23 protein-coding genes, 1 tRNA gene and 1 pseudogene are annotated in these 26,646 nt (G+C 59.2%); 13 read left to right on the plus strand and 12 right to left on the minus strand.

The window, feature by feature from the left end; translation table 11 throughout:
• The first annotated feature begins 21 nt into the window (after positions 1–21).
• The 12 genes from tssF to AWB80_RS43435 all read left to right on the plus strand — a co-directional run bounded on the left by tssF (position 22) and on the right by AWB80_RS43435 (position 16,013).
• Positions 22–1,788 (plus strand): type VI secretion system baseplate subunit TssF, encoded by a 1,767-nt coding sequence (gene tssF, locus AWB80_RS22175; RefSeq protein ID WP_061176804.1) that lies wholly within the window; start codon positions 22–24, stop codon positions 1,786–1,788.
• A complete protein-coding gene (gene tssG / locus AWB80_RS22180) occupies positions 1,752–2,771 on the plus strand; it encodes a type VI secretion system baseplate subunit TssG (RefSeq protein ID WP_061176805.1) in 1,020 nt (339 codons plus the stop codon). Before tssF ends, tssG begins: the two co-directional genes overlap by 37 nt.
• Entirely contained in the window at positions 2,768–4,135 is a 1,368-nt protein-coding gene (tagH, locus tag AWB80_RS22185) for a type VI secretion system-associated FHA domain protein TagH (protein WP_061176806.1), read from the plus strand. The genes tssG and tagH overlap by 4 nt, the downstream gene beginning before the upstream one ends.
• Positions 4,132–5,139 (plus strand): type VI secretion system lipoprotein TssJ, encoded by a 1,008-nt coding sequence (gene tssJ / locus AWB80_RS22190; protein WP_061176807.1) that lies wholly within the window; start codon positions 4,132–4,134, stop codon positions 5,137–5,139. The genes tagH and tssJ overlap by 4 nt, the downstream gene beginning before the upstream one ends.
• A 2-nt stretch (positions 5,140–5,141) precedes the next feature.
• Positions 5,142–6,479: a type VI secretion system baseplate subunit TssK gene (tssK, locus tag AWB80_RS22195; RefSeq protein WP_061176808.1), complete on the plus strand. Its 1,338-nt coding sequence runs from the start codon at positions 5,142–5,144 to the stop codon at positions 6,477–6,479.
• Position 6,480: 1 nt separating this feature from the next.
• Complete coding sequence (icmH, locus tag AWB80_RS22200; protein ID WP_087131514.1) at positions 6,481–7,308, plus strand: type IVB secretion system protein IcmH/DotU; 828 nt, start codon at positions 6,481–6,483, stop codon at positions 7,306–7,308.
• A gap of 33 nt (positions 7,309–7,341) precedes the next feature.
• Positions 7,342–9,462 (plus strand): type VI secretion system Vgr family protein, encoded by a 2,121-nt coding sequence (locus AWB80_RS22205; RefSeq protein WP_061176809.1) that lies wholly within the window; start codon positions 7,342–7,344, stop codon positions 9,460–9,462.
• Between the two features lie 15 nt (positions 9,463–9,477).
• A complete protein-coding gene (locus tag AWB80_RS22210) occupies positions 9,478–10,410 on the plus strand; it encodes a DUF4123 domain-containing protein (RefSeq protein WP_061176810.1) in 933 nt (310 codons plus the stop codon).
• Positions 10,411–10,419: 9 nt separating this feature from the next.
• Positions 10,420–13,464: a T6SS effector BTH_I2691 family protein gene (locus tag AWB80_RS22215; RefSeq protein WP_061176811.1), complete on the plus strand. Its 3,045-nt coding sequence runs from the start codon at positions 10,420–10,422 to the stop codon at positions 13,462–13,464.
• 10 nt (positions 13,465–13,474) lie between these two features.
• Positions 13,475–14,479: a DUF6708 domain-containing protein gene (locus AWB80_RS22220; protein WP_143328123.1), complete on the plus strand. Its 1,005-nt coding sequence runs from the start codon at positions 13,475–13,477 to the stop codon at positions 14,477–14,479.
• A gap of 220 nt (positions 14,480–14,699) precedes the next feature.
• On the plus strand, positions 14,700–14,966 hold the full coding sequence (locus tag AWB80_RS22225; protein WP_061176813.1) for a PAAR domain-containing protein: 267 nt from the start codon (positions 14,700–14,702) through the stop codon (positions 14,964–14,966).
• Between the two features lie 315 nt (positions 14,967–15,281).
• Positions 15,282–16,013: a hypothetical protein gene (locus AWB80_RS43435; RefSeq protein ID WP_143328124.1), complete on the plus strand. Its 732-nt coding sequence runs from the start codon at positions 15,282–15,284 to the stop codon at positions 16,011–16,013.
• Between the two features lie 8 nt (positions 16,014–16,021).
• Here AWB80_RS43435 and AWB80_RS44435 read toward each other — a convergent pair whose 3' ends face one another.
• The 6 genes from AWB80_RS44435 to AWB80_RS22255 form a co-directional block, all read right to left on the minus strand.
• Positions 16,022–16,189 (minus strand): hypothetical protein, encoded by a 168-nt coding sequence (locus AWB80_RS44435; protein ID WP_167390472.1) that lies wholly within the window; start codon positions 16,187–16,189, stop codon positions 16,022–16,024.
• Between the two features lie 27 nt (positions 16,190–16,216).
• On the minus strand, positions 16,217–16,411 hold the full coding sequence (locus AWB80_RS22230; protein ID WP_160147470.1) for a hypothetical protein: 195 nt from the start codon (positions 16,409–16,411) through the stop codon (positions 16,217–16,219).
• Between the two features lie 11 nt (positions 16,412–16,422).
• Positions 16,423–16,809, minus strand: a complete 387-nt coding sequence (locus tag AWB80_RS22235) for a hypothetical protein (RefSeq protein ID WP_061176815.1) — start codon at positions 16,807–16,809, stop codon at positions 16,423–16,425.
• 238 nt (positions 16,810–17,047) lie between these two features.
• Positions 17,048–18,184: a hypothetical protein gene (locus tag AWB80_RS22240; protein WP_143328125.1), complete on the minus strand. Its 1,137-nt coding sequence runs from the start codon at positions 18,182–18,184 to the stop codon at positions 17,048–17,050.
• 99 nt (positions 18,185–18,283) lie between these two features.
• The gene (locus tag AWB80_RS22245) at positions 18,284–18,517 is read right to left on the minus strand and encodes a hypothetical protein (protein WP_061176817.1); all 234 of its coding nucleotides are present in this window, start codon (positions 18,515–18,517) and stop codon (positions 18,284–18,286) included.
• Between the two features lie 211 nt (positions 18,518–18,728).
• A complete protein-coding gene (locus AWB80_RS22255) occupies positions 18,729–19,118 on the minus strand; it encodes a hypothetical protein (protein ID WP_208635676.1) in 390 nt (129 codons plus the stop codon).
• A 150-nt stretch (positions 19,119–19,268) separates the two neighbouring features.
• On the opposite strand from AWB80_RS22255, the pseudogene AWB80_RS44980 reads away from it, so the two are divergent.
• Positions 19,269–19,619 (plus strand): annotated as a pseudogene (locus AWB80_RS44980) (site-specific integrase); the annotation flags it as partial.
• Between the two features lie 14 nt (positions 19,620–19,633).
• Here AWB80_RS44980 and AWB80_RS22265 read toward each other — a convergent pair.
• The 6 genes from AWB80_RS22265 to dnaG all read right to left on the minus strand — a co-directional run bounded on the left by AWB80_RS22265 (position 19,634) and on the right by dnaG (position 26,635).
• The gene (locus AWB80_RS22265) at positions 19,634–20,314 is read right to left on the minus strand and encodes a RelA/SpoT domain-containing protein (protein ID WP_061176820.1); all 681 of its coding nucleotides are present in this window, start codon (positions 20,312–20,314) and stop codon (positions 19,634–19,636) included.
• Positions 20,311–21,258 (minus strand): ParA family protein, encoded by a 948-nt coding sequence (locus AWB80_RS22270; RefSeq protein WP_244206665.1) that lies wholly within the window; start codon positions 21,256–21,258, stop codon positions 20,311–20,313. The genes AWB80_RS22265 and AWB80_RS22270 overlap by 4 nt, the downstream gene beginning before the upstream one ends.
• Positions 21,203–21,502: a ParA family protein gene (locus AWB80_RS45335; protein WP_341866827.1), complete on the minus strand. Its 300-nt coding sequence runs from the start codon at positions 21,500–21,502 to the stop codon at positions 21,203–21,205. The genes AWB80_RS22270 and AWB80_RS45335 overlap by 56 nt, the downstream gene beginning before the upstream one ends.
• Positions 21,503–22,086: 584 nt before the next feature.
• Positions 22,087–22,163, minus strand: a tRNA-Ile gene (locus tag AWB80_RS22275).
• Positions 22,164–22,288: 125 nt separating this feature from the next.
• Entirely contained in the window at positions 22,289–24,352 is a 2,064-nt protein-coding gene (gene rpoD / locus AWB80_RS22280; protein ID WP_087131516.1) for an RNA polymerase sigma factor RpoD, read from the minus strand.
• Positions 24,353–24,751: 399 nt separating this feature from the next.
• On the minus strand, positions 24,752–26,635 hold the full coding sequence (dnaG, locus tag AWB80_RS22285; RefSeq protein ID WP_061176821.1) for a DNA primase: 1,884 nt from the start codon (positions 26,633–26,635) through the stop codon (positions 24,752–24,754).
• Positions 26,636–26,646 lie beyond the last annotated feature (11 nt).

Consider the following 26,646-nt stretch of genomic DNA (forward strand, 5'->3'; position numbering starts at 1 on the left):
GGCCAGAAAGAGCGCAAGACCATGTCGTTGCAAGAGAAGTTTCGCGAGGAACTCAATTACCTTCGCCGGTTGGGACGCGAGTTCGCCCGGGACAATCCACAACTGGCGCGCTTTCTCGGCGAAGAAGCGACTGATCCGGACGTCGAGCGCTTGCTCGAAGGCTTCGCCTTCCTGAGCGCGCGACTGCGCCTGAAAATCGAAGACGATTTTCCGGAGCTGACCCATTCGCTGCTGCAACTGCTCTGGCCGAACTACCTGCGCCCGCTGCCCAGCGCCGTCATCATGCGGTTCGACCCCGTCGAACGGGCCATCACCCAACGCCAGGTCATCCCCAAGGGAACCACGCTCCTTTCTCAACCCGTCAACGGGATTCAGTGCCAGTTCCGCACCTGCGTCGATGTCGCGCTCTATCCGTTGCGCATCGATCAGGTGAGCGACGCGCATTCGCGCGAAAAGTCGATCGTGCGCGTCGATCTGGCCACCCTGGCCGGCAATGCGCTTGACACTATCGATTGCGACCGGCTGGATTTTCACTTAAGCGGTGACGATACAACCGCGCAAACCCTGTATTTGTGGCTCGCCAAATACCTCGTCGATATTCGTGTCGAGCTCAATGGCAAGACGCAACGGCTCCCGGCGCGCAACATCGTGTTTCCTGGCTTTGAGGCCGAGGAAGCACTGCTGCCGTATCCAAAGAATGTGTTCGATGGCTACCGCATCCTGCAGGAATATTTCATCTTCCCGCAGCGCTTCCATTTCTTCAGCATCACCGGTTTGCGTTCGCTGTGGCCGGCGGACACATCCGACCACGTTCGCGTGGAGTTTCACTTCGGCCGACCGATGCCCGCCAGCATCAGGTTGCGCACGACCGACATCTCCTTGTACTGCGCGCCGGCCGTGAACCTTTTCGAGCACGACGCCGAACCGATCACGCTTGACGGTCGCGCGGTCAATCAACGCCTGCAGCCAACGGGCCAGCGTCCTGAGTGCTACGAGATTTTCAGCATCGACTCTGTGCAGAGCTGGCGGCGAACCGTAGACGGCAGGCCCGGCGAGCGCCTGCGCACGTTCCATTCGTTCGAGTCGTTTCAGCACGAGATCGAGCACGCGCAAGGGCGCACCGCCCTCTACTACCGCACGAGAATCGAAGAGGTGCCCAATGGCGCCGGCGCCGTTCATCGCATTGCGTTCGTGCGCGGGGACGAAGAAGGCTACATCGGTCAGAACGAAACGGTTTCGCTCGCGCTCACTTGCACAAATCGCGATCTGCCACAAGCGTTGGGGGTGGGCGATATCTGCATCCCGACCCAGACCACGCCGACGTTCGCACGCTTTGGCAACATCACGCGGCCTACCTTCGCCTGCCGCCCGGTACTGGACGGCGAATTGCAGTGGACGCTCATCTCCAATCTGTCGCTGAACTATTTGTCGCTGCTTTCGGCGGAGCCCTTGAAAGCCGTGATCCGAGCCTACGATTTCGCCGCCCTGCACGACATCCAGCAGGCCCGCGCCACAAGCAAACGCCTCAGCGGCGTCGGCGACGCGGTGACGACGCCTACGGACATGCTGGTCAAGGGACTGCCCATTCGCGGTCTCAAGACGCGGCTCTCGCTCGACCAGTCAGCGTTCCTCTGCGAAGGCGATCTGTACCTGTTCGGCACGGTGCTCAGCCACTTCTTCGCCCTGTACGCGAGCATCAACTCCTTCCATCAACTGGAAGTTCTCAACACCAGTAACAACGAGCGCTATCAATGGCCCTGGCAGACCGGCAAACAGCCCCTGATCTAGCCGACACCCTGCTGGCCGATGCGCGAAACTACGACTTTTTCCGCCTGCTCGAACATCTGCACGGCCTGCACGACGACGATCTCGAAGCCCTCGACACCCTGGAGCCGGAACGCCAGCGCGTGCGGCTGGGCACGCACGCCGGTTTAGGCTTTCCCGCCTCCGACGTGCTGATGGCCGAGCGCATGCCAGACGCTGCGCATAGCGCCTATCGTGTGCAGACCTCGTTCTTCGGCATGCACGGTACGGACTCGCCCCTGCCTGGTTATTACCTGGACCGGCTCGCCTACGAGCAGGGACAAGGCGTGGGCATTCGTCCGGCGTTCTTCGACTTCTTCAATCATCGCGTACTCACGCTGTTGCATCAGGCATGGCGCAAGTACCGTTACTACATCCGCTTTCGCCAGGAGGCGAAGGATCGCTTCTCGCGTCACGTGTTCGCCCTGATCGGTCTGGGCGATGAAGAACTGCGCGGCGCCACGCCCCTGCCCTGGAGCCGGTTGCTGAGTTACGCAGGTCTGATCGCTAGTCCCAGCCGCTCGCCCACCGTGGTCGCCGGTGTCATCACGCATTGCTTCGATCTGCCGCATGTTCATATCCGGGAGTTCGAGCCGCGTTACGTGCAAATCGCCGAGGAGCAGCGCCTGTCGCTGGGCACGCGCAATGGCGAACTCGGCGAAAGCTTTGTCCTGGGCAGCCGCGTTCGCACACGCCACAGCAAGTTCACCATCGTCATCTCAGGGCTGGACCAGCGGCGCTTTCGCCAGTTTCTGCCCAGCGGCGAGAACTTCGCCCGTCTCACCCGGCTGGTCGAATTCCTGCTGCGCGATCCCACCGCGTATGACCTCGAACTGGGGCTGCGGCAGGAAGAGGTTCCGGCGTTCAACCTCGGCCGCGCCAGCGGTGCACATCTCGGCTGGACCAGTTTCGTCGATAACAAGACGCTGCGCCAATCATCGACCGTCCGAATCAAGGTCCGTACATGAACCCTACAACCGCCACGACTACCGCGCGCCGCATCGCGCTGGCCGTCACCAATCCTCAGGCGCTGCAGAAGGGCAGCACGCCACGCCATGTCTTCGACAGCGTTGGCGGCACCATCGGTAGCCAAAGCGCCAACTGGATACTGGTCGATCGCCGCGACGGCATCGATCCGATCCACGCTGAAATCTTCTCGAAGGACGGAGGTTTTGGTCTCATCGACCGCTCGGGCCGCACGCGTCTGAACAGCAGCGACAATCCCATCGGCAAGAACGTGGCCGCCCTTCTGAGCGATGGCGATCTGCTGCATATCGGTTCTTACGAGATTGCCGTGCACCTGCACGAGCAGGGCGATCTGCTACCCGACCCGTCACGTCATCTCGCCCAGTACGGCGTAGATGAGCTGCTCGGCGGCAACGCCAGCATGGACGACTTTGGCGCGTCGACGCTCGTCGACGGCGAAACGCGTCCGGGCAATCAGTACGCAACGCCTGAAGCCCAAGGCCCCACCGACGAACCACGGGCAGACCTCGATCCGCTCGCAGCGCTCGACGCCGCCGCGTACCGCTCGCCCGGCGCCGCATCGCAATCGCTCGACTCCGCCCACTACGGACTGTCGCCGGCACGCGCCCAATTCAACTACGCCGACACGCGCTTTGAAGCCGTCTCCGGCGCCCCCCGATCCTTACCCGGAAACACCCGCATGCCATCGCAACGCGCCGATTCACCTCAGGTCCAGGACTGGATCACCGCCCAGTCGTCCGCACACGGTACCCCTCAGCAGACCGTCACGCCGCTGTTGCAGGGACTCGGCGTGCCGCTCGGCGCGCTCGACGAGCATGCCGCCTACCGACTCCTGCTTGAAGCGGGGCAGGCCTTGCAGGCCGCCATTCGCGGTCTCGGGGCGCTCTATGACAGCGAACCGAGCCAGGCGGGCCGCCCGGCCTTGATGGGTCGCACATTGCAGCCCATTGAGGACAATCCGTTGCGCCTGGGAATGGAGTACGCGGACACCGTGCGTGCGCTGTTTTCCGCGGAGCGCAGCGTGGTCCATCTGTCGCCGATGGCCGCCATCGACGAGAGCCTCACGCAGACGCGTCTGCACAACAAGGCGCTCGTTGAGGCGATCAATGCAAGTCTTCAGGCACTGCTACGCGCCTTCTCGCCCGAGCTGCTGCTCCAGCGCTTTCACCGCTATCGTCCGGACCAGACGCAGCAGCCCGACGGCGAGGCCAATGACTGGGCCTGGCAGATGTACACGCATTACTACAACGAGCTCGCCTCGCCCCGGCAGAAGGGCTTCGAGAAGCTGTTCTGGGAAGTGTTCGAGCAGGCCTACGATCAGGCGTTGCGGACCGAGACGCCATGACGCTGTTGTGCCCATTCCGTCCCTTGCGTTCGTTGCGCCCGCTTCTCGCGATACTGGCCGCCCTGTCGATCGCCGGGTGCAGCCTGTTCAGCAAGGACAATGCGCCCCCGACGCAGGTCGCCTTCAGCCTGTATGCCGGTCCCGACGTCAATCCGAATCCGGACAGCGTGGTTCCCGATTCCGCCGCCACTACGCGCGAAACGCCGGAGCTTCCCGCCATCACGATCGATCCGGACGCCGCGCGTGGTCCCTATGAGCTCAACCTGAAGGGCGCCAACAAGGCCGACCTGACCAGACAGTTGAAATCCTTGCTCGACGCGTTGCAAAAGGACGGCGACGCGCACGGTGCGCGCGTACGTTTCCGTCCGGCTACAACGTCACTGGGACGACTGGATTCCGCGTCAACTCAGCCGCGCTATCCGCTTGAGGCGCCGGCCACTCCGTTGCCCGTTCAATGGACGTTGCCCAAGGGCGCATCATCCGCGCACGTGATCGTCAACCCGCCGCTTCCGATCGAAGGCGTGGGCGATACCGCACGCTCCGCCAGCAAGCCGGAACCGGCTCTGGGCCAGTACGCCGACGCCCCCTCCTTCACGCGCTCGCGCGCACAGGAGCAACAGGAGCAGGAGCGCTCTGAATCCACCGCTGTGGCTACGCCCGTCTCCTTCAAGATTTTGCAGTTGAAGGACGACACGCTGTTCCTCAGCGCCGACTACAGCCAGCTAACGAAGGACCTCAAAAAGACGCTGGGCAGCACCTACATCGACGACGATGACTACGTGCTGCAGCCCGGGCAGTTCAAATACATCGAGTACGCGGGCATCGACAAGAAAGCACGCTTCATCGCCGTGCTCGCCAACTTCCACAACCAGAACGGCGCGACCTGGAAACAGGTGCTGCGCCTCGAATCGCGCGGCTATCGCTACGCGCTGGCAGTGATCCTCCGCGGCTCGGAAGTCACCATCGCCGACGAAGGCTACCGCGCCCCGCAGCCGAGTAAATAATCATGACCTCACGCAATCCCGTCATCTGGAACGAAGGCCTGTTCGTCAAACCGCAGCACTTTCAGCAGCAGGCCCGCGCGCTGGAGCATCACGTCAATCAACGCGTGAGCGGCATCAGCGAGCATCTGTACGGCTTCTCCGAGCTCGAGCTGAACCAGGAATACCTGAGCTTTGGCAAGGTCGCCATCGTGCGTGCGCGCGGCATCATGCCCGATGGCTCCGTGTTCGACATTCCTAACGATCAGCCTCCGCCCGCACCGCTCGCCATCAGCGATAGCTCCGCCGCCAATCAGGTGGTCTATCTGACTTTGCCGCTCCGGTCCGACGGCGTGCTGGAAGTGCAATGGCCCGATACCTACGCCAATGCGCGCTACCGCGCCCGCATGGAGGAAGTGCACGACACCCACAGTCAGGACGGCGATCACGTCTCGATGGAACTCGCCACGCTCAATCTGCAACTGAGCCTGGAACGAGATGACCGCAGCGCCTTCACCGGCATCGCGCTCGCACGCATCCTGGACCGCCGCCCCGATGGCAGCCTCGTGCTGGACGACGCTTTTTACCCGACCAGTTTGTCGCTCAATGCCGTGCGGCCGCTCGCTCGATTTCTGGGTGAAACGGCGGGCCTCATGCGCGAACGCGCCAAGAACATCGCCGAGCGCATCGGCTCGCCCGCCCAATCGGGCGTGGCCGATGTCACCGACTTCAACTTGCTGCAAACCCTCAACCGCCTGCAGCCCTATTTTCAGCACCTCGCGCGCCTGCGCCACGTGCATCCCGAGCAGCTCTACATCGCCTTCAGCCAGGCGTGCGGCGAACTGGTCACGTTCACCGACGAAGGCCGCCTGCCTCAGGAGTACCCGCCCTACCAGCACGACAACCTTCGCCTCTCGTTCCGTCTGCTCGAGGAAACCCTGCGGCGCTCGCTGAGCACGGTGTTGCAACCGCGCGCCGTATCGTTGCCAATCGTCAGACAACAATACGGTATCCTTACGGCCGCCGTACAGGATCGAAGCCTCATCGCCAGCGCCGAGTTCATTCTCGCCGTGCGTGCGCGCATGCCGCTGGAACTGTTGCGGCAGCAGTTCGTGCAACAGGCCAAGGTGGCCTCGATTGAAAAGCTCGGCGAGCTGGTCAGCCTGCAGTTGCCCGGCATCCCGCTGAGCCCCCTGCCGGTCGCCCCGCGCCATCTGCCTTACCACGCCGGCTTCACCTACTTCCAGTTCGATCGCAGCCATCCGGCCTGGAAGATGATGCGCGACACGGCGGGCTTCGGCTTCCACATCGCGGGCGACTACCCCGAGCTGGAGTTGCAGTTCTGGGCCATCCGGAGTGAATGAAATGAGCACCATCGAGACGCCGAAAGAACCTAAGGGCGACTTCCTGCATAACACGCCCGCGCCCACTGTGCCCAACAAGCGCGCGATCGGCTTTGAAACCATCGACGGGCTCGACCGTGACGCCGATCTCGGCTTTCAGTTGCGCGGCAGTAGCTATAACCCGCTGGTCAACGGCGCGCTGCCGCTATTTGGTCTAGTCATCCGGTTGCGCCGGCTCGATCGCTATGAGGATGTCGGCACGCTCTATGCGAACGTGCGCGATCAGATCACCGCGCTCGATGAAGAGGTACGCACGCACGGCTACGACGGCGCCACGCAATTGGCCTTCCGTTACGCGCTGTGTGCCTTCATCGATGAAGCGGTGATGGCCACGCCTTGGGGTTCGCACTCGATGTGGGCAGCGCGCTCCTTGCTCAGCGCCTTTCACAACGAAACCTGGGGCGGCGAGAAGTTCTTCACCGTCCTCTCGCGCATGCTCATGGATCCGCGCAAGTATCGCGACGTGCTCGAGTTCAAGTACCTGTGTCTGTGCCTGGGATTCAAAGGCAAGTACGGCATGCAGCACAACCAGAGCGATGCCCTGCAGACACTCATCAGAAAGCTGCACGATGTGTTGCGCGGCCTGCGTGGTGACACGCCCGAGCACCTAACCGACGCGAGCAAGAACATCGCCACGCGCCGCTACCGCATTGGCCAGCACTGGCCCTGGTGGACGCCGTGGGTCGCCGCACTCGTCGTGCTCACCGTCGTCTACGCGCTCTATGCCTTGAGCCTGCACGGCACCACGGATGAAGTGCTGCGTTCGCTCGACGCGATGCTCAAGCGTTGAAGTTTAATTTTTTGACTTATCGGGAATCGTTTTATGCCACGTCAATCCGACCTGCGTTTCACCTTCGAGCCGGCCAGTGGCGTGGCCTTCGATGTGCTGGAATTCGATCTCAAGGAGGCGCTCTCCGAGATATTCGAACTCACGCTGGAACTCTCCAGTGCCGACCCCGCCGTTGACTTCGGCAAGATGCTCGATCAACCCGCGCTCTTCACGCTCTGGCGCGGCGTCACGCCCGTGCGCTATGTACACGGTATCGTGAGCACTTTCGATCAAAGCGAGACAGGGTTTAGACGTACCCGCTATCAGGCCGTTGTCACCCCCGCGCTCGCTCGCACCGAGCTCTGCAGCGACTGGCGTATCTTTCAGCAGAGATCCGTGCCCCAGCTCCTTCAGACCTTGATGGACGAACAAGGCGTCACCGATTACGAACAACAGCTGTTCCTCGAACACTTGCCGCGCGAGTATTGTGTGCAACCGGGCGAGACCACGCTGGGCTTCATCGATCGCGTGTCTGCGGAGGAAGGGCTGTATAACGCCTACTTCCATTCCGCGAAGGGCCATCGCCTGATTCACGGCGATAAGCTCATCGTGCACGGCGCGATCGATGGTGGTCCGGTGTCGTACAACCCTAACCCCGGTGGCGATGCGCCCGAGCCGGGCTTGCGTTCGTTCCGCTACACCGAACAGGTGCGCACCGCACGCCAGACCCAGCGCGACTACACATTCAAGCACCCCCAGTACAACCAGCAACATGTGCAAGACGGCGCGAACCTCGATCACCAAAATCGTGAGTACGAGCGCTACGACTATCCGGGACGCTACAAGCATGACCAGGCCGGCAAGCCATTCACGCAAACTCGGCTGCTCGCGCTGCGCCGCGATGCACGTCTCGTCATCACCGAGGGCGACGATGCGCGTCTCGTGCCTGGCATGGCGTTCACACTCGCTGACCATCCGCGCGAGGAGTGGAATCGCGGCTGGCGGCCCGTGCGTATCGAACATCGCGGCACGCAGCACACCAGCCAGCAGGAAGAGTCGGCCGAGGCGATCCAAGGCACGCACTACAGCTACACCGCCGAGCTCGTGCCCGATGACGTCGAATGGAAGGCGCCGCTTCTATCCAAGCCGCGCATCGACGGTCCTCAAATCGCCACCGTCACCGGCCCCGCCGGAGAAGAGATCCATACCGATGAATTCGCACGCGTGACCGTGCAGTTCCCTTGGGACCGCGAAGGCAAGAACGACGAGCACAGCTCCTGCTGGATTCGTGTGGCGCAAAACTGGGCCGGCGCGACCTGGGGGCACATGGCGATCCCCCGCATCGGACAGGAAGTGATCGTGGCGTTTTTGGACGGCGATTGCGATCAGCCGATTATCATTGGAAGGACCTATCACGCCACCGACCTGCCGCCCTATGAGCTGCCGCGTCACAAGACGCGCATGACCATCAAGAGCCAGACGCACAAGGGTGAAGGCTTCAACGAACTGCGCTTCGAGGACGAGAAAGATCAGGAAGAAATCTACGTCCATGCGCAGAAAAATCAAAACATCGAGGTCAACCACGACGAAACCACTCGCGTTGGTCACGATAGAAAAGAAGACGTTGGAAACGATGAAGCCGTCAGCGTCGGCAACGACCGGCAGGTCGCTATCGGTCACGATGATTCACTTCACGTCGGCCAGGATCGTCGCGAAACGATCGGCCGCGATCGCCTTCTCAACGTCGGCCGCAACCACCAGATCGATGTGACCAAGGATCTGATCGAAACGGTCGGCAACATCCGTCAGGAACGCACCACCGCCGATAGGAAGGTCGAGACCGGCGGCAACTACACGCATCGGGTGCAAGGCCGCATTGAGACAGAAGCCGGCGAGCGTATCGCCACGCGCACCAAGATCTATGACCTTGGCGCCGAGGACCGCGTGGTGTTTCGCGGACCGGGCGGCACCATCACTATCGACAGCAGCGGCATCACGCTCGACAGCACGACGATCAAACTCAAAGGGAATCTAGCTCTGCAAGCCCCCGGCGTTGCGACGAGAACCTCCCTGGGCGGCACACCCAACACGAGCAAACCCATGGATGAGCTTTGCGCGATGCGCGCAGACGGGACCTGTCCGAAATCCGATTGCCCTTGTGGCAAAGCCGCTTGACCGGAGGCTCTATACGTGAACGATACGACGTACCTCAATGCCGAGACGCTTGCGTCGTCCCAGTTGACGAGCGTGCTCAAAGCCGACCAAGGGAACATCATCTTGCTGCTCGCCACCGAAGCACTGGAAGACTGGGCCTATCCCGGGCTCGCGCCCGACGCGGCACAGTTCCCAGACGCGCCTGGCGTGATGGATCTGGTTAAGGCGATCGAACCCTTTCCAGTCTCGCGCTGGATGTGGAGCGACACCCAGTTCGACGTCAGACGCCAGCGTGGACCATTGCTGGTTCAAGTGGGCAACGGCTCGGCCCTTCTCGAAACATTCGTTAAGCAGTGGGCGCCTGCAAATGGAGGCATGGTCCTCTTCACCGATCTGGATATCGAAGGACTGCACCGATTCCTGACAACACGCGTTGTCGCGGGGCTCCCACAGGGAGGCGAGGCAACCTTGCGATGGGAACCACAACGATGGGCGGCTGTCATGCGAGCGCTCACGCACCATCGTGGCAGCGAGTTTCTCGGTCCCATTACACGGCTGGTATGGATCGAAAACAGCGGGCCGCGATCGTACTGGCGTCAAACCTTCAATCCGACGCCCGCGTCTCGCGAGGCCGCTTCGTCTGCTCCCTTTTCCTGGCAAGACGGCGAACTTCGGCGTCTCGGTGAACTGGACAAACAACATTTCCTGGACGCATTGACTAACGAACTGGTGGAGTTGCCGGCTTGCGCAGGTCGCGACCATGCGTGGATCTATGAGCAGGCCCGGCAGGCCATCCAATACTTCGGAAATGTCGGCATTCACAACGAAGCCATCGTCTGCGCCCTGCTTCGGCTGAGCATCGAGCAAGGTCGGACATTGAACACGCACGAAGCGCGAGCCATCGTGGCTGACACCACAAGATCGCCCGAATCGCGGCTGGACGCCTTGCGCGCATTGGCAAATAACTGAGGACAATTCATGGGCCAACAAAATGAAATCGGCTGTGCGACCAACTCTTCCGCCTGCGCGCCACACATCCCCATCATTCCAGTACGCTACGCGGTCATCCCGAAAAATCCCGGTGACACCGCTCAGTTTGCCTATGCCGACGCACCGTACCCGTTGGAAAAGGGCTTTACCGGCATCGCCAATCTGAACTGTTCGAAGTACACCTTGCGTCTGCTCAGACCGGGATACGTCTATGTTTTCATGGAGTCCCCTCAAGCGCGCAAACTGGTCATCCATGAGCACGTAGGCGGAGGACATTACCGCGAACTGCTCATCAAGGATCTGGAAGCCTATGGCAAAGGCAAGAAGGATAAGAAGCGCGTGTACGCCGAAGGCGCGCGCACCATCAACGTCTGGGCCGATCTCTCCGCCACCCAGGTCTGGATCGGCTATAGCGCGCATCTTTGGACCGCCACGCAAGCTCAGCGTATCGAAAGCTCCGAAGACGAACGCGCGCTGTGCATGCACAAGCTCGACATGAAGGAGTTCATCCAGAAGCCCGGTTCGCCCTCGACGCAGGCGCATGTGCTGCCCGTTGATGCCATGGAGACTTGGGTCGAAGACTGCAAACCGGTGGCCAAACGTCCCGAACTGAAATGGAGCAGTGCGCCGTACGACAAGGCTGCTTTCGAGGGTATGGGCCTTTATCACGCACTGGCAGCGGGCTGGGGCGCCAATCGTCCCAAGATTCCCGTGGTCGTAGCGCTGCTGGATGCAGAAGGCATCGCGCAGGACCTCGGCGCCATTCAGGCATTGCTCGCTCACCAGGTCGCGGACCTCAAAGCGCCCGGCGTCGAGGCAGCGGCTCAGGCCAAGCCCGCTACTGCACCTGCAAACAATGCTGCCGATTCCGGCAAATTGCCGCCAGCGCTCAAGCTCGATGTGCAACGCCTCACCGCCAACAGCGAGAACTTCCATCATAAGAACTTGATGGCGATGCTCATCGAGCAGACTTTGCTACAGATGTATCCACCGAACGCGAGCAAAAGCGATCCCGCCACCTTAGCCCGCCTTCGGCACGAGTCGTACTCAACTCAGTATCCGCAACGTCGCGTACCGTCATGCGCGGAGTTGCAATACGAGGTGCTGACAGACGAAAGGCTATCGCCAGCTGGTGAACGGTTTGCACAGCGCATCGACAAAAAGAAGTACACCGATTTCTTGCAGGAGCGCGCCAAGGCAGACGCTGAGATCGAGCGGTTGTTCGTGCGGATCGAGCAAGCTAGCGCCGATCACGATGGCTGGCTCGGATCAGCAGAGAACGCTCAGGCTGCCAATCGCCTGTCCGTCGCTGCCGCCCTCAGAAGTTACGATCGCGATAAGCTGATCTCCGCCACCGCACTAGAGTACTCCATCGCACTGATCCTGGAAGGTGCCGGCATGCCATTGTCCGGACGCGAGGACAAGGATCCGCGCACAAAGCGCATCGCCTCTTGGGTCAACGACACTAATAGCCCTCTTTATCTGGGTATATTGGCGTTCGCACCGTTCGCCAAGGATGCGGGAAGCGCTGGAAATCTTCTCAATGCTGCCAACGAAACGATCAGGGCGTTGGGCAGCAAGTTCGAGGCGAATGCGGCAACCGATGTCATCGTGCGGAATCTCAGTCAGTACATCCTTACGAAGATTCCCGGCCAGACAAAGTGGACCAAGAGCCCGTCACTCGTGGCTCAGGTGGATAGAGCTGTGGCCGACGGCAACATCAAGAAATTACTCGGACAGTTGCGCCCGCGCTACAACCTGATTGACGAGATCATCGCAGCTGACGCCCTGAGCGCAAAAACCAAGGCGATGATCGACAACGGCATGCTCGAAGTCGAGAAATCCGTGTCTAAAGTCAGCACTGACACAGGCTCAAAAGTCGTGCGCGTTATCACGTCTGAAGAGCTGCACCTTAAAGCTGGTAAGGGTCTCCCCCCCGAGATGCCGCGCGCAATGTTCCACGGAGCTGTCGCTCCCATTTTGTTGGTTTTTAATGCCATTTGCCTTAAAGACGCCGCGCTCACGTTGGCCAAAGATCACTCCGGGGTCAATTCCACCAACTTCCTGGCTGCTTTGATGGGTATGACGGCGGCCATCAATGTGGCGCTCGTTGCCACACGCGATTTGGTCAAGCGCCGTGCTACCAATGCGGGGGTGGCGTTTGCTGGAGAAGCATTTGAAAAAGGATTGTTGAGAAGATTGGCATCGGATGGATTTGGAAGGTTTGCCGGTTGGGGAGGCGTGATCGGTAGTTTCGCCACTGACATTCAAAAAGCGTGGTCAGCAAACAGTGACGCACGCAACTATCGTGTCGGAGCGGCATTTGCAAATGCTGCGGGTGGAGCTATGGTCGTGGAGAGTGCTCTTATCGGCGGGTATCTTACTGCGGCAACCGGGGCTTCGACTATCCCTTTCGCGGGCTGGGTGGTCGCCGCAGGTATCCTTTTGATCGCGGGTGGGACTTGGCTCGCGTTGCAAGCCGATGCGATGAACAATACGCCAATGGAGCGCTGGGTCACGCAAGGCATCTTTGGCAACCTTCACAGCGACGGCGATAATGATTCGCTTACCTCCTACGGGGATAACGTAAGCGCCGAGATTCAAGGCTACTATGACGCCTACTATGCTCCCGTAACGCTCACCGCCAAGCAGTCCAAAACCTTAGGTTGGGTTGGCGTGGATACTGATTGGCATGGCCACTACTTCGACAAGGATGACGTAGAGTTCACTGTGCTCTTGCCAGGCTTTGTCGTTGGTCTCAGTGACTTACAAATAAACATGGGACCCAAGGTTGCACAACCGCCGCATCAAGTCACTGTCGGGCCCGACGGAGTAGTCAATCTATCCCCTGTCGTCGTTTCGTCCTTCCGTAGCTATGACACTTCGTACCGTGTAGTGAATGGTGGCCTACTCGCGAGAGCTCAGAAAGGGCAGATCGAAGCACTCAGCGCTGAGCTGAAGGTCACATACTGGCCGCATCAAGGGATAGACGCCGACGTCAGCGTCTTGCAAACCTTTGAGCTACATGCATAGATCGCTCATCATGAAAAAACAAAAGCCTTTAGCACCAGATATGCGGGCCCTGGAGAAGCCGATTGATAAGCTGCCCGAGGAGTCTTTCAAAAAGGTCCACTACCAGACTACGACTGGAGAGGGATGGCGCGCTGGGAGCAAACATGCAAATGTGAAGCCGCAGATCGGCGAACAGTTTGTAGCCATCAGTCAACAGTGTCTTGAAGTGCAGTCAGTCATGTCTGGAAGCGGTGTCACCCTCGCACGTATGTGGAGTGTATTGACTTTCTACTTCACGCTCTTTGTCGGTTACGCTCTGGTCCGTGACTTTGTAGACCCAATTCGACAAGCTGATCCCGCATCACTGCCGTTTCTCCTAGCGGATGTAGCAATGTTAACGATTGATTGCTTCCTTATTTTTGCTTTCAAGAGACTCAGCAATATTGTGTTCAATCGTCATACGCAACGCGTGTATGGCATGCTCGGTAAGAACTTGTGGCAAGTGGATTGGAAGGATATCCAGGCAACGACCGAGACAGATCTCGGCGTCTACGGAGCCGTGACACATCCGCGCCTGCAACTCAACTTGAAGCGCGTCAATAAGTGGGGGAAACTGGAAACTGCCACGCAAGTCTTCCGTTTGGCCCCTCACAACAATACCGACATTATATCGGTATGGGAATATGTCCGAACGTTCATGGAAGAAGGCCCAGATCTACTGCCCATCCCTACCAAACGTGACTGGTTCCAAACTGCAGACCACAAGATTTCATTCACACCCATGGAAGCTTGGCGCCATTATGCTCCATGGCCATTAGTTGAGCCTACTGACGACTTCGAACGGACCGCAAAGGTCCGCTTTTGGCCGATCTGGACATTTTTCTCTTTTCCCTATTGCATGGCGATCGCTTTGCCTTGGTGGTTGGTCGTCAAAATTTGCTGGATTCATCTGACCGACCTACCTTCCGAAGCTTGGGTAGGAAATATCGGTCCGATGATCACACCTGAAATGGCCGCTAAGGGAATGCGCCCGTAAGGTCAGTGCCGTGCTTGCTCTTCTGGGCGAGTCGATAGGTGAAGCAACGAGATCCATCATATTCAATCTTGGGAATCCTGCAACGCTATGCACACACTTCTCATCGCTGTCCGTCTACGCGCGTCCGACCTTAAACGCAGCACAGAAGTCCCGGCCACACTGTCAGTATCTGAGAAGACATTTACGTACTTTTAATGCTCTTAACAATAGGAGATTCAGAATGTCACGCGGTGCAATTCGCTTAGGCGACAAACACTCGGGCGGCGGCGTCATGGTGGACGCCAACGGCTTCCCCGTGAACGACATCCGGCAGTGCGTGTTGGGCGACATGGCCATCTGCCCCAAGCACGACGGCAAGTTCCCCCTCGTCTCGGGTGGCGATGGCTCAGCCGTCATCAACGGCAAGCCGCTCGCGTTCGAGCCCGCCCTGCTCGCCTGCGGCTGTTCGGTCTATTCGTCGTGCGCGGACAGCTATGCGCGCTTTTGAAGATGAAGGGTGCTCGGCTTCCCGCGGCATCCGCGTGATCGGGTATTTGAAACGCCAGCACCCCTAACTCTGAACGACATGCACGCGCTCGCGCGTCAGCACAATGGGCGCTGCCTGTCGGCTGCATTTGTCAATAGTCACACAAAACTACGCTGGCAATGCGATCAGGGACACGACTGGGATTCGACACCTATCAACGTGAAAGCCGGCATATGGTGCCAGCTTTGCAGCAAGGCGGAGAAACAGGCGCACTGGCTGGCTAAACTACGCGCCCTGGCTGAGGCACGTGGCTGACGATGCCTATCGGAGTGCTACGTGTCGGATAACGAAAAGCTGCGCTGGCAATGTGCAAAAGGCCATATCTGGGAAGCTCGGTCGCATTCGCTTCTATATCGCGATGCGTGGTGCATGAAGTGTGCCGCTGAAGAACGCAAACTGACCATCGAGGACATGCAGACCATCGCCCACGAGCGCGGTGGCGAATGCCTGTCGACTCACTACGTTCAGAGCCAAGTCAAGCTGCGCTGGCGATGCAAGGACGGCCACGAATGGGATTCACCGCCGAATCGAATCCGCCTTGGGGCGTGGTGTCGCGTGTGCGCGCTCAACAATGCCAAGTCAACAATGGCGGATATGCACGCGGCGGCACAGGCCCGTGGCGGCATATGCCTGTCGACACAGTACGAGAACAACCACACGAAGCTGCGTTGGCGCTGCGCCAAGGGTCACGAGTGGATGGCTGAGCCGGTAAGAATCAGAGGGGGCAACTGGTGTCCGGCCTGTGCATGGCGTTCCTACACCATTGCCGACATGCAAACGCTGGCGCGACGCCGTGGAGGCGAGTGTCTGTCGGAACATCCGCCGGAGCAAGTCGCCAAGACCACCGTGAAGCTTCGCTGGCGTTGCGAGCGAGGACATGAATGGTCGACGGCACCGCGCCACGTCATCAGAGGATGCTGGTGCCCCGAGTGTGCGTGGCTTGCTCGATGCAAGACGTACAAATCGCGGCGCAAGTACCTGCCAGTAGCGCAAGAACAGGACGCGTAAGCCAAAGCTCAACCATCCTGTTCTGCGTCCCCGAGTTCGCGCAGCTCGATGACACCCTCGGATAGCGTTTCGTAGATTTTGGCCTCGCCTGGTTCGAGCATCGAATCGTTCACGGTGTCGCGATCGACGATCACGCGCACATCGGTGTCGCCCTGGTTTTCGATCTCGAGTTTCATCGCGTGCTCTCTGTTTGGTGTTGCGGTTTAGTGCTGCGGTGGAATGATTTGTTGAAGCGGCGATTCGGGATGCGATACTTCGGTGCGGGTAGGCAATTGAACGCCGCCCCCATGACCGCCGGTGTCGCTCACGGCGTTATGATCGCCCTCGATGTACACGAAGGTGCACGCGCCGAGCGAGAGCAGCATGTTGAGCAGGCTCGCGCGCACGAGCCAATTCATATGCGGGTGCATCATGCGACCTTGGTGAGCGACAAGCGCCCGCGAATCATCAGCGGGGTTTGGGTGTTTGCGCCCAGCACTTTGGTAAAGCCCGCCCACACGTGATCGCCCGCCGAAATGGGCAAGGGTCCTGTGATGACGAGCGAGCCGAGCGTGCCGCCCTTCTTCTGCGTGCCCAGTGGCAGGTCGGGGAAGCGTCGAACCGCTTGCTGATAGATGCCGGGATACCCGTACCCCACGCAGACCGAGAACGTCATCTGCGACGGAATTTGCCATTCGTCCTCCACCGTCGCGTTGATCTCGGCATCCGCGTTGACCATGTACATGCCGGTTGGCACCGAGATCGAGTTATCGCTGTTCACGGCGAACTGAAAGCTCCCAAACGTGTTGGTCGCCATCGCGAAATCCAGCTCGTAGTGGTCGCCGCAGTCGATGCCTCAGCCTTCAAGTTGATAGCCGAGTTCGATGTGCAAGCCCGACGCCGAGCCGCCGAGCGATGTCGGCTTGTGAAGGATCTGGGCTACGCCTTCCGTCGGAAGGCGCCAAGCGGATGATGGGGTAAGCCGGCGCTAGAGGAGGCGTTCCGAGCATCGCGCTTGTCATGCGCGGAGTCAGTCCTCAAAATCGCGCCTCGTCCTACTCCCGAGCCAACGCGGCGCCGCAATAAGGCTTGTCGGAAACCGTGATGGAACTCAACGCCTGATCGGCGCGCAGCCGCCACGGCACATTAGCTCCTTCTTCGTCGCGTTGTTCGCCAATCAGAACACGCCCGTCGTCGCTGGCTCGCACCCCTTTGAAGCGTTCATCGGCAGTGACGTTCAAGCCTAACAAATTGAACCAGTCCTTGAACTTGCAAATTCCATTGGCCTGGGTCCAGATCATCGAGCTGCCGCCAGCAATCTGATGACCCAAAATCAGCTTACCGTCGGTGCTTTCCCAGTCGATGGGCACGCCGTGAGCTCCCGCTTCGGGAAGTTCTGGATCAAAGAGATCATGTCTGGCAAATTTTTCAGCGATCTGCGCTTCGGTCAGCAGCACCCTTGGAATGGTGTTCTCGGAGGCCGAAGGAGAAACGGAGGGCAATTCCACGCCCGTGTTCTGCCCATCCACCCAGCGGGTCTTAACGGATTCCGGAAATTGGCTCTGATCCGACTGAAGAGGGAAGCTAACCAGTCCTTCGATGGTTTGCCCATTTTCGCTGATGGACGTAGCCGTAACCCAGGACGTAACACTGTTGTATTCGGACGGAGATGGTAAGGCTTTCCAACCTTTTTGTCGGTTCCACACAAAAGCAACTTCTGAACCTTGCTCTTGGCGCTCACCGCTCCCGCCTACGACGATGCTGCCATCAGCATTGATCGCTTCAGCAAAAAATCCACCTTGTTGAGGCGTAACTTCTTCCAGTTCAGCGTTGCCTTCTTTCCAAAGAAATACGTGGGTCTTGTCGGCGCTATCGGTTCCTTGCACCACTACGACTTTGCCATTGGCACTCACCGCCTTGGCAACGCTTTCGCAAATACCGGGCTGACAACCTAGCCGTTCGGGTACGCCCTGGCCGTTCCAACGGAATGCCTGAGAGCGAGTGTCGCGCTCCTGCATAACGGCGCCCACCAAGACCGTTCCATCTGCATTGAGGCCGAGCACAGTAAATTCCTTTAAGACAGGCAACAACTCGAACGTCAACGTAGGCTTGCTTGTTGACGCTTGTGCCAAGGCCAACGCGGTCCAGAGCATCAACAATATGCCCGTCAATCCTATCTTCAAATTTCTCATAGTTCACTTATACGAGGGCATGACATCGTGACGGCGTTTATGCTCAGCGCGACGGCTGGGCACCCAGGACAGCCGTACTTTGAGGCATTTTAAGAAAGCCTATAAGCGAAATTTGTCAAAAATTGACAAGAAGAATATCTCGCTCCTCGTCGGTGTTTCGCTGGATGCCAGTCGGCTTTCTTGCTCTTCATGGAACGCCCGCAGCTCGACTATTCTCTCGGTTTCACTCTCAAGACTACGCTCGCCCGGCTCAAGCGCTGAATCGTTCACGGTGTCGCGGTCGACGATCACGCGCACATCGGTGTCGCCCTGGTTTTCGATCTTGAGCTTCATCGCGTGCTCTCTGTTTGGTGTTGCGGTTGAGTGAATCGTTGAAGTGGATTGGATGCCTCTGCGCGAGCAGGCAGTTGAATGCCGCCGCCGTGTCCGCCGGTGTCGCTCACAGCGTTATGGTCGCCCTCAACATAAACGAAGGTGCACGCGCCGAGCACGAGCAGCACGCCGGGCATGCACATGCGCGCGAGCGAGTTCATAGCCGAGCGCGCTATGCGACCTTGGTGAGCGACAAGCGCCCGCGAATCGTGAGCGAGGTTTGCGTGTTCGCGCCGAGCACTTTGCTGAAACCCGCCCACACGTGATCCCCGGCCGATATCCAGAGCGGCCCCGCGAGGATGACCGAACCGAGCGTACCGCCCTTCTTCTGCGTGCCCGTCGGCAGGTCCGGGAAGCGTCGCACCGCCTGTTGATAGACGCCGAGATAGCCGTAACGGTTGCAGACCGACAATGTCATTTGCGCCGGAATCTGCCAATCGTCCTCGACCGGCGCGTAGATCTCGGCGTCGGCGTCGATCAGGTACATGCCAGTGGGAACCGAGATCGAGTTGTCGCTGTTGACCGTGAACGGGAAGCCACCGATTGCGCACGTTTCTGGCACACTCCTCGGTGGTTTCCTCCTCAGCGCTCCCCGCCCATGTCCACCTCAATCAAGCCCACGCAAGAGCAACACGCAGTTCTCGAAGCAGCGCGGCGCGGCGGTAATCTCAAGATCAAGGCATACGCCGGCGCCGGCAAGACCTCCACGCTCCAGCGTGTCTTCACGCAAGTGGCGGGCGGACGCGTGTTTCAGGATCCGCGCTCGGGCAAGCCGTGGCACAGCGAGGAGGCGTTCCAGCGCGTGTATTGGGCGCGGATTCTGAAGCGCCTAGGAATCCGTTACCGCCGCCCCTACAACATGCGCCATTCCTACGCCACCAGCATGCTGATGGCCGCCATGACGCCCGCGTTCTGCGCGCGCCAACTCGGTCACACTGTCGAGATGTTTTTGCGAACGTATGCGAAGTGGATCGACGGTAGCCAAAACGATCTGGAGATGGCGCGCCTGGAGAGTGCCCTTGCGGTGTCCGACGCGTCCTCGCGTACCGCAAAACTATCGTAGCCATTCGACGGCGATCACTGGTCCGCGTGGCCTATCGCATGTGATGCGAAGATGGAATCGACGAGCCTACTACCGGCACCGATCAATTTTGCCAAGACCAGAATCTGGTCGCGACAATTCGGATTCGTTGTCTTCTCTGGGTAGTTGATTTTATGATCAACCTCCCCCCAAATCTCTTCAAAAAGCGTTCTAACTTGAATTTCGCAACAAATCGACGATTCCTCGTATTGCTTAATGACGTAATGCACGCTCGTATAAAAACAGTCCTTTGTGTGGACCGTATATCCTAACGATTCAAAAAAAATCTTCGCCTCCGGGTCCCAAGTATAAGCCTTTGGCGGCTCGACTAGATACCATTCCCTCCGATCGATTCTCGCATCGATTGCAGTTTTCAGAGGAAGAAATTTCTCCTGATGAAGAAGCAAGACCCGCACTCCCGCCAGATCGGTGATTTTAGAGAGTAGATTCTCCGGAGTTATCGGATCTTTCTCATCCCATTTTCTGGTAATTTTCTCCTTGAGATGATCCGGGTCCTTGAGCCGAGACTTAACGGAATGGACGTGGTCATTAAGCTTCGGATGCAGGCTAAAGAAATCTACGATGTGACGTCTCCATAGCTCGAGATCACCGTAATCATCTTTGTAGCGCTCCAGTATTGGTTGAAAAGCCTCCTCGTTGAGCTGGATGTCGCTCATTGCATCCTCGCCAAAAGATCCGCCGCGAAGAACATATATTTGTCTTTCGTCGTCTCGTACGTCGTGCGGTTCCCAAAAATCGTCGGAACGTCATCCGATTCGAGCGTTTTCAAAGAGGGAACCTTCCACATAGGGACGTGATACTTTTGCGCCATGTTGGGGAGCGTGTTATGAGTGTGCATAACCGCAGTGCCCCCGATTGGCTCGTTGAGTTGCTCGTTCGTGAGCTTTCCGCGAACCTGCTCACCAATAAACTCGGTTATCGTCGGAGGGATCTGCATCGCGTAGTTGTAGTGTGCGGTCGCAAGATCCCATTTATTTCGACTCGAGTATTTCTTCGAGTTATAGATCGTATAGCCAAGCAAGCGAACGTATTCTGCGGGGAATTGATTGCGCTTATCCTTCGACAATAAAGTATACAAGGAGTCGAACTGAGTCTTCCACATGCGAAGCGCGTTGCCGATATTTCTGATTCCATAAAGCGAGAACATGTCTGGCATGCAAGGAATGACAAAACCATCGGTCGTTGAAATGATGACTTTGTTCAGCATCCCTAGACTTGGAGATGTATCGAAAATGACGACATCGTACTTAAACCGATCAGCGTAGCTCGCAGCGATACTTCGAAATTTGGTTAGCGTACGAATAGCAAGTGGGTCGCTCTGATACGCCTGGGGAAAGCGATTGGAAAGAGGATCTTCGTACATGTGCAAAGTGAGCCGCCCTGGAATAAGGTCGAGGGATGGGGCGAGATTCCACGGCGGGCTAACGTCGTCAAGGTCCGATACACCATCTTCCGTAGGCTTCAGAATGAAATGAATCGATCGCGTGGAGGAGCTTATCTTTCTAAATTCTCCAGCAGGCATACCATTCTTCGTCGCCTCGAAATCATCGATAAAGGAGTCCTCCGTCTGCCAAATTTCGTGGAGCTTCTCGGCGTCCATGCTCAAGATTGTCAAATTGCACTTGGGGATCCAGATCGATCAGCAGCGTTCGCAGGCCCATTTCGGCAAACGCGTGTGCCAAATGAAAAGTCAAGGTGGTCTTACCGACCCCGCCTTTGTTATTGAAGACAGATATAGTTTTCATAGGTGTCGTCGATGCAAGCCCCGTCACGTCGTGGTCGAGGTTTGCAGAAAGTTGGTTTGGTAATTGTACGTGCAAACGAGGGCGTTTCTCAGTGTTCATATGCTGGACGACGTTCCCGCAACTGCGCGATGCGACTCACAGACGAGCGCACTTGTTGGCCGGCCTCCGAGACGACTGCTCGGGCGATCGTTGCACGTTCGACGCGACCCGTAGCGGCGGCGTTCAGTCGAAGAGCGAGGAAGGGGTCGACAATGGCCTCAAATCGGTTTCCGTTTTGGCGTCGGAAGACTGGTTGCCGCGCTGACGTCGAACTAGCTATTCGCGGCTGGAAAACGCGACATGCGGCCACCACCTGAATTTCCTCTGGCAATTCGGCTCCGCCTGTTCCGCGAAGGTGACGACCGTCGTCGAGGCGGCGAACCGCTGTACCTTCGCCCCGCGATAAGCGCGCTGATCTCAGGGCCATGTTCCCTTCGTCGGCTACTTTTATTTTTGGGATAACTAGCGAACAGGAAAGGCCCGAGCGGCGGCGGCGCAAATGTAGACTCGGCAAGAGCGCAAAGTGAAAGGCCCGTATGGGTGCTGAGACCCACATGGTCCCCGAAACTGTCCCCGGACTGTCCCTGAAAACCCCTCGTCAGGGACGCAAAACCGCTATCCGTTTGATATAACGAAGAAATAGCTGGTGGGCCGGGTGGGGCTCGAACCCACTATCGGTCGATTATGAGTCGACAGCTTATACCAGTTAAGCTTCCGGCCCTTTTTGCACACAGAGGGCAAAAAGAAAGCGCCGCTACGGGCGCTTTCCATACTTCCGAACATTGCGCAGCGCGGCTCTCGAAGGGTAGCGAGTTTGCCTCACAACGCCTCTCAAAACAAGCCCTGTCAGTTCCCTTCCAGAAACGACTTCAACTTGTCCGACCGACTCGGATGCCGCAGCTTACGCAGCGCCTTCGCTTCGATCTGGCGAATCCGCTCACGCGTGACATCGAACTGCTTGCCGACTTCCTCGAGCGTGTGATCGGTGCTCATCTCGATCCCGAAACGCATACGCAGCACCTTCGCTTCGCGTGGCGTCAGCGAGTCGAGCACATCCTTCACGACATCGCGCATCGACGCATGCAGCGCCGCATCGGACGGAGCGACCGTATTCGTGTCCTCGATGAAATCGCCAAGGTGCGAATCGTCGTCGTCGCCGATCGGCGTTTCCATGGAGATCGGCTCCTTCGCGATCTTCATGATCTTGCGGATCTTGTCCTCCGGCATTTCCATCTTCTCGGCCAGCGTCGCCGGGTCCGGTTCCAGACCGGTCTCCTGCAGAATCTGACGCGAGATGCGGTTCATCTTGTTGATCGTCTCGATCATGTGAACCGGAATGCGGATCGTGCGCGCCTGGTCGGCGATCGAGCGCGTGATGGCCTGACGAATCCACCACGTCGCGTAAGTCGAGAACTTGTAGCCGCGCCGATATTCGAACTTGTCCACCGCCTTCATCAGGCCGATGTTGCCTTCCTGGATCAGATCGAGGAACTGCAAGCCACGGTTCGTGTACTTCTTCGCGATGGAAATCACGAGACGCAGATTCGCCTCGGTCATTTCGCGCTTCGCCTGACGCGCCTTCAGTTCGCCCGCCGCCATCTGACGATTGGTTTCCTTCAGGTCTTTCAGCGGCAGCACGACGCGCGCCTGAAGATCGAGCAGACGCTGTTGCTGTTCGCGGATCGCCGGAATATTGCGCTCCAGAACCGCGCTGTATTCGTGCCCTTCGGCAACGACCTTGTCGGACCATTCGAGATCGGTCTCGTTGCCAGGGAAACGCGTGATGAACTCCGCGCGCGGCATGCCACACTTGTCGACGACGGTATGCAGAATCTGCCGCTCGACCTGACGCACCTCGTCCACTTGCGCACGCAACGTGTCGCATAGACGCTCGACGGTGCGCGCCGTGAAGCGGATGTTCATCAGCTCGGTCTGGATGGCTTCCTGCGCCTTCAGATACGCCTTCGACTTGTAGCCTTCCTTCTCGTAGGCGCGGCGCATCTTGTCGAACCATTCGCTGATCAGCGCGAACTTCTCAAGCGACTGGGCCTTCAGGGCTTCGAGCTGCGCAGCGTTGGCGCTGGCCTGCGCGCTGCCGTCGTCCTCTTCTTCCTCTTCCTCGTCGCTCTCTTTCTCTTCCTCGGTTTCCTCCTCCTCGGATTCGATCGCCTCCGCTTCCTGCTCGGAGAAACCGTCCGTGTCCTGCGCATTCGGATCGAGCAGGCCATCGACGAGTTCATCGACGCGCACTTCCTCGTTCTGGACGCGCTCGGCCATCGCCAGGATGTCCGCGATGGTCGTCGGGCAGGCGGAGATCGCCATGACCATGTGCTTGAGACCGTCTTCGATCCGCTTCGCGATCTCGATTTCGCCTTCGCGCGTCAGCAGCTCGACCGTGCCCATCTCGCGCATGTACATACGCACCGGGTCGGTCGTGCGGCCGAATTCGGAATCGACGGTGGAGAGCGCGACTTCGGCTTCTTCCTCGACTTCGTCGTCGGAGGAGGCATTCGGCGCGTTGTCGTTCAGCAGCAGCGTTTCGGCGTCGGGCGCTTGCTCATACACCGCCACGCCCATGTCATTGAACGTGCTGATGATGCCTTCGATCGCCTCGGTTTCCGTGAAGTTGTCGGGCAGATGATCGTTGATCTCGCCGTACGTGAGGAAACCGCGCTCCTTGCCGAGCTTGATGAGCGCGCGCAGCTTGCCGCGCCGCTCCTCGAGTTCCTCGACGGTGCCGGGAGCGCTCGACGAGAACGCGTCCTTCAGCAGTGCCTTTTCCTTCGCGCGGCGATCGCGGGCCCTGGCCTTCTCGACCTTCGCCGCGGGAGCGGCGCCAGACTCTGCGTTTTGCATTGCGTCGTCTTCGACGGATACATCGTTCAGCTTTTTCGTCATGGAGTTCGCCATACCGGCTTTAGTCTCGACTCGCGGCTGCTGGACAACAGCCGATGGAACCGTGAATACCCAATCTGCGCACGCTGCTTCGTCCTGCGTGCCCTGCCCGGGGCGCCATCGCGGATCGAACGAGTGTGAATCGTCTTCTCGCCCTACCCGCAATAGCAGCCGCTTCCCTTATGCCCGTCTGTTCGTCGGCGTGCTTACCGGCCCGTTCCGTGTGATTTGTGCGGCGCGCACCACGTATGCGCACGACACCGCATCCCGGACCGCCGGTTCAGCCAGCGCCTTCCTGCTTCTATCCCGCCCCTCTTCCTCTACCGACCGCTGCATGACCCCGTCGACGCTGCACCAGAACGCATCAACAGTTGACAAAAAGCAACTCTTTTTGAACTTCTGATTATAGCATTCTCATTTTCCGCCATCCGGGCTCGCGCCCCGTCCAGCCTTGATCTGAGCGACTTTCGCCGACAGCTCCGAGAACTCCGCGACCTCTTCCGCCGACAGGCTCGACTGTCGCGCCAATTGATCCAGCCGCGCACGATAGCTGTCGTGCCGCAGCTTCACCACCGTCGCCTGCAATTCCTCCGCGAGCAGTCGCTTCTGCTCCTCGACGCGCTGCGCCGCATCCTCGTCCGACGGGTCGCGCATCAGCAAATCGCGAACGTTTTCATCATAGGCGAGAATTTCCTGGAAGATATCTTCGTACGTGGGCGCATTTGCTGCATTTCTCAAGACGTCCGAAAGCATCTGGAATTCCGCTTCGCCGCCGAGTTCGCGCGCGTGGCCGATCACCTCGCTGAAAATTTCGCCGTGCTCGGTCATGGTGACGAGCGTGCGCTCGATGTCCTGATCGAGCGCTACCGCGATCCCCGGATACATCACCAGATTGCGCAACGCGCGCTGCTCCTGGCCCGTCACGCGGCGGCGCTCGCTCTTCGGCACGTTCGCGCGGGCGACCGCTGCCGCGCGCGAATCGATGTCGCACAGCGCGGCGATCTCCGTGAACGGCGTGTCGAGCCGGTCCGCGAGCATATGCAGGATCTGCACCCGCAGTGCGTTCGCGGGCAGCGCCTGCAGCAGCGGCTTCGCATCGAAGAGCGCTTTCGCGCGGCCTTCGGGCTGCTCCAGTTCCTTGTCGTTCAACACCTCGTTCAGCAGGAATTGCGACATCGGCATCGCGCGATCGATCTGCTCGCCGAATCCGTCGGTGCCGAACTCGCGCACGTAGCTGTCCGGATCGTGCTCTTTCGGCAGAAACAGGAACTTGATCGTCCGGTTGTCCGCCGCGTGCGGCAGCGCCGCCTCCAGCGCACGACGCGCAGCGCGCCGGCCGGCCGAATCGCCGTCGAAACTGAATACCACGGTATCCGTCTGACGAAACAGTTTTTGTACGTGGATCGGCGTGCAGGCCGTGCCGAGCGTCGCGACAGCGTTCGCAAACCCGAGCTGCGCGAGCGCGACGACATCCATATACCCTTCGACGACGAGTACGTAGCCCAGTTCACGAATCGCCAGTCGCGCCTCGAACAGTCCGTACAGCTCGCTGCCCTTGCTGAACAGCGGCGTCTCGGGCGAGTTCAGGTATTTGGGCTCGCCGCCGTCGAGCACGCGCCCGCCGAAGCCGATCACGTTGCCCTTCACATTGCGGATGGGAAACATCACGCGCTCGCGAAAGCGGTCGTAACGCCGGGCCTGACCCTGCGAATCGGTCTTTTCGCTGACGATCACGAGCCCCGATTCCACCAGGTTGTCATGCCGATAATCGGGAAACGCGGTTTCGAGGTTCTGCCAGCCGTCCGGCGCATAGCCGAGGCCGAAACGCGCGGCGACCTCGCCCGTCAGACCGCGCTTCTTCAAATAAGCGATGGCGTTCGGCGCGCCGCGCAGTTGCTTGCGATAGAAATCGCAGGCGGTCTGCATGACTTCGGTCAGCGCGACGCTGACCGCCTTGCTCGGCGCGCTTTCGCCACCGCCGCTGCCGCCACGGAAGCCGTTCGATGGCTCCTGCGGCACCGTCAGCCCCGCGCCTTGCGCGAGGTCCTTCACGGCCTCGGGGAAGCTCAGACCGGTGTGCTCCATCAGAAAGCCGATCGCGGTGCCGTGCGCGCCGCAGCCGAAGCAGTGATAGAACTGCTTGGTCGGGCTGACCGTGAACGACGGGCTCTTCTCGTTGTGGAACGGACAGAGCCCCATGAAATTCGCGCCGCCCTTTTTCAACTGGACGTAGCGGCCCACCACGTCGACGATGTCGACGCGGTTGAGCAAATCCTGCAGGAATGCGTGCGGAATCACCGATCGAATAA

The organism is Caballeronia pedi (assembly GCF_001544915.2).
GTDB classification, from domain to species: domain Bacteria; phylum Pseudomonadota; class Gammaproteobacteria; order Burkholderiales; family Burkholderiaceae; genus Caballeronia; species Caballeronia pedi.

Coding starts and splice junctions, on each gene's coding strand:
- tssF (WP_061176804.1), top strand. CDS start 22: ATGTCGTTGCAAGAGAAGTTTCGCGAGGAACTCAATTACCTTCGCCGG.
- rpoD (WP_087131516.1), bottom strand. CDS start 24,352: ATGGCGAACTCCATGACGAAAAAGCTGAACGATGTATCCGTCGAAGAC.
- AWB80_RS45335 (WP_341866827.1), bottom strand. CDS start 21,502: ATGAACACTGAGAAACGCCCTCGTTTGCACGTACAATTACCAAACCAA.
- tagH (WP_061176806.1), top strand. CDS start 2,768: ATGAACCCTACAACCGCCACGACTACCGCGCGCCGCATCGCGCTGGCC.
- AWB80_RS22265 (WP_061176820.1), bottom strand. CDS start 20,314: ATGAGCGACATCCAGCTCAACGAGGAGGCTTTTCAACCAATACTGGAG.
- AWB80_RS22225 (WP_061176813.1), top strand. CDS start 14,700: ATGTCACGCGGTGCAATTCGCTTAGGCGACAAACACTCGGGCGGCGGC.
- icmH (WP_087131514.1), top strand. CDS start 6,481: ATGAGCACCATCGAGACGCCGAAAGAACCTAAGGGCGACTTCCTGCAT.
- AWB80_RS22240 (WP_143328125.1), bottom strand. CDS start 18,184: ATGAGAAATTTGAAGATAGGATTGACGGGCATATTGTTGATGCTCTGG.
- AWB80_RS22205 (WP_061176809.1), top strand. CDS start 7,342: ATGCCACGTCAATCCGACCTGCGTTTCACCTTCGAGCCGGCCAGTGGC.
- tssG (WP_061176805.1), top strand. CDS start 1,752: ATGGCCCTGGCAGACCGGCAAACAGCCCCTGATCTAGCCGACACCCTG.
- tssJ (WP_061176807.1), top strand. CDS start 4,132: ATGACGCTGTTGTGCCCATTCCGTCCCTTGCGTTCGTTGCGCCCGCTT.
- tssK (WP_061176808.1), top strand. CDS start 5,142: ATGACCTCACGCAATCCCGTCATCTGGAACGAAGGCCTGTTCGTCAAA.
- AWB80_RS22215 (WP_061176811.1), top strand. CDS start 10,420: ATGGGCCAACAAAATGAAATCGGCTGTGCGACCAACTCTTCCGCCTGC.
- AWB80_RS22230 (WP_160147470.1), bottom strand. CDS start 16,411: ATGAATTGGCTCGTGCGCGCGAGCCTGCTCAACATGCTGCTCTCGCTC.
- AWB80_RS22235 (WP_061176815.1), bottom strand. CDS start 16,809: ATGGCGACCAACACGTTTGGGAGCTTTCAGTTCGCCGTGAACAGCGAT.
- AWB80_RS22220 (WP_143328123.1), top strand. CDS start 13,475: ATGAAAAAACAAAAGCCTTTAGCACCAGATATGCGGGCCCTGGAGAAG.
- AWB80_RS22270 (WP_244206665.1), bottom strand. CDS start 21,258: ATGGACGCCGAGAAGCTCCACGAAATTTGGCAGACGGAGGACTCCTTT.
- AWB80_RS22245 (WP_061176817.1), bottom strand. CDS start 18,517: ATGAAGCTCAAGATCGAAAACCAGGGCGACACCGATGTGCGCGTGATC.
- AWB80_RS44435 (WP_167390472.1), bottom strand. CDS start 16,189: ATGAAACTCGAGATCGAAAACCAGGGCGACACCGATGTGCGCGTGATC.